This is a genomic window from Kitasatospora putterlickiae (assembly GCF_039527695.1).
Taxonomy (GTDB): Bacteria; Actinomycetota; Actinomycetes; order Streptomycetales; family Streptomycetaceae; genus Kitasatospora; species Kitasatospora putterlickiae.
In genome coordinates this window covers 4,298-6,531 of sequence record NZ_BAAAKJ010000212.1, presented here as the reverse complement: position 1 = coordinate 6,531, position 2,234 = coordinate 4,298, and the positions used below count along the sequence as shown (strand labels likewise).

At 71.3% G+C, this 2,234-nt stretch carries 2 protein-coding genes; one reads left to right on the top strand and one right to left on the bottom strand.

Annotated elements, in window-relative coordinates; genetic code table 11:
• Positions 1 to 194: 194 nt before the first annotated feature.
• The gene (locus ABD308_RS21005; protein ID WP_344337482.1) at positions 195 to 1,205 is read right to left on the bottom strand and encodes a hypothetical protein; all 1,011 of its coding nucleotides are present in this window, start codon (positions 1,203 to 1,205) and stop codon (positions 195 to 197) included.
• A 130-nt stretch (positions 1,206 to 1,335) separates the two neighbouring features.
• Between ABD308_RS21005 and ABD308_RS21000 the strand changes: the two genes are divergently transcribed.
• Positions 1,336 to 1,977 carry a TetR/AcrR family transcriptional regulator gene (locus tag ABD308_RS21000; protein ID WP_344337481.1) on the top strand — a complete coding sequence of 214 codons (642 nt, stop codon included), beginning with the start codon at positions 1,336 to 1,338 and terminating at the stop codon, positions 1,975 to 1,977.
• Positions 1,978 to 2,234 lie beyond the last annotated feature (257 nt).

Here is a 2,234-nt window from a genome sequence, read left to right as displayed (position 1 = left end):
ATGACTCAATCCTCTCAGAGAATCGAGCCTCCATTCGAACCGGTGCGGTTCATAGCAGGCACGGCGGTGGTCTACAGGCCCACGGCGCGAGGTCTGTGGCGAGTTCGGCGAATGCAGCTTCCATCTGCTCGGGATCTGCGTGTCCCGCAGCAGATCCCGAGCCGTGGTCACCGTGCGCGGGTCGGTCTGTCTGTCTACCTTTGGTACCGCTGCGCCACTGCCGTGAAGGCGGCCTTGGGTTCCCATTCCATGTCGGGGTAGGTCTGCCCCCGCCGTCCTTCGAGGAGTTTGACGATGCCCAGGCCGGCCCGGTCCAGGTCGTCCCTGGGGTCGCCGTCCGGGCGGTGGGGGTAGCCGGGCAGGGCGAAGAGGAACACGAACGCGCTGTCCACGCCCTCGGTCTCGAAGAGCTCCAGCAGTTCGCTCAGGTAGGCGGCCTGGCCGGCCTCGTCGCGCTCGTACACGCCGTTCAGCCGTACCGGGGCCCTGGTCTCCGGGTCGTGCTCGACCACTTCCAGCACCCGTCCACCGCGGTCGCCCGCGCCACGGTAGGCCGCGGTGCCGAAGCCGGTGATGGCGAGCGGCTTCGGGCCTTGGGCCAGGGTGCGCACCGCGTCCCGGAAGCGGTCGGCGACCTCGGCGGAGCGGAGCAGTTCGTACGTCACGAAGTCGAAGGGGGTCCAGTCGACCTGCTCGAACTGGATGGACGCGTAGGTGAGTTCGCCCTGGAAGCGCTCGCGGATGGTGGCCGCGGCGTCGCGGAGGAACGCGTTGACGCGCACGCCCAGCTCGCGCATCGCTTCGGCCCGCCGCTCGGGGCGGCCCATCAGTTGCTCGACCCGTTCCTCGGGGCTCGTGCCGGGCAGGAACCCGGGGTTCATCACGCTCAGCTCGACCCCCGCGACGAACACGATGGTGGCCCCCTGCCGGCGGAGCCGTTCCGCCCGCTCGGCGCAGTCGCGGAAGAGCGTGAGGATCCGCTCCGGCTCCAGCTCCAGCGGATAGGGCGAGAACCAGACTTCCAGGCCGAGTTCGGCGGCGGCGCCGGCGGCCAGCTCCAGTCGTTCGGGGTCGCCGCCGATGATCTGGACCGCGTTGCAGTGCAGGTCGTCGCGGATGATCGCGAGCTCGCGCCGGACCACGGCGGGGTCGAAGTGCTCGCGGGATGTCCGGCCGTGGGTGACGAATCCGGTGTCGTAGGTCATTCCCCGTGCTCGCATGGCGACGTCCCCTCTGTCGGTCTCGGTCGGGTCGAGGCTGACAGGAAACGTGCGTGCGCGCAAGTTTGCGTGGACGTAACTTTGTGCGCGCAGGCCTGTATGGAACGCTGGCACCGTGACGACACCACCGCCGGGGCTACGGGAGCGGAAGAAGCAGGCCACGCGCGAGGCGCTGCGAGAGGCGGCCCTGCGGCTGGCCGTGGAGCGCGGACCGGGTCAGGTGCGCGTCGAGGACATCGCCGAAGCGGCCGGGGTCTCGCCGCGCACCTACAACAACTACTTCGCCAGCCGCGAGCAGGCGATCGTCTCCGCCGTCACGGCGGACCGGGAGGCGCGCATCGCGGCGGCGGTCGCGGCCCGGCCCGCAGGGGTGCGCCTGGCCGAGGCCATCACCCGGGCCGTGGTTGAGCAGTACACGGACGCCGGCGAGCGTGAACAGAAGGCGCTGCTGCTGATCACCACCCAGCCCGCGCTGCGGGACGCGTTCCTCGACGCCACCGCCGGCATCGAGGCGCCTCTCGCGGCGGTGATCGCCGAACGCCTGGGCGACGCCGAAGCGCAGACGGCCCGCGTCCTCGCGGCCAGCGTGGGCGTGGCGGTTCGCATCGCGCTGGAAGGCTGGCTCCAGCCGGCCGGAAGCGTGGAGGTCGCCGGGGGGCTGGTCGTGCCCTCCGGCTCACTGCCCGACCGGCTCCGCGCGGCGCTGGCCCCGCTCGCGCCCGCGTTCGACGCCGCCGAGCAGCACGCCCGGCCGTGAAGCCAACCGGAGTGTTCGAGCGCGCCCACCCACGCTGACCAGCACAGATGTGGGGAACGATGACGCGGCGGTTCACCGACCGCCAGGGCCGGGCCGTGGCGCTTGAGGGGATCACGGAAGACACTTGGCGCGAGGCCGCCGACGTGGCGCCCGCCGACGGGCAGCGCCGGTACGTGGCCGCGCTCGCGGCGCGCTCTCTCCGAGAAAGACCCGGATTAGGAAGTCGGCCTGACTGACTTCCTAATCCGCTTCCTCCC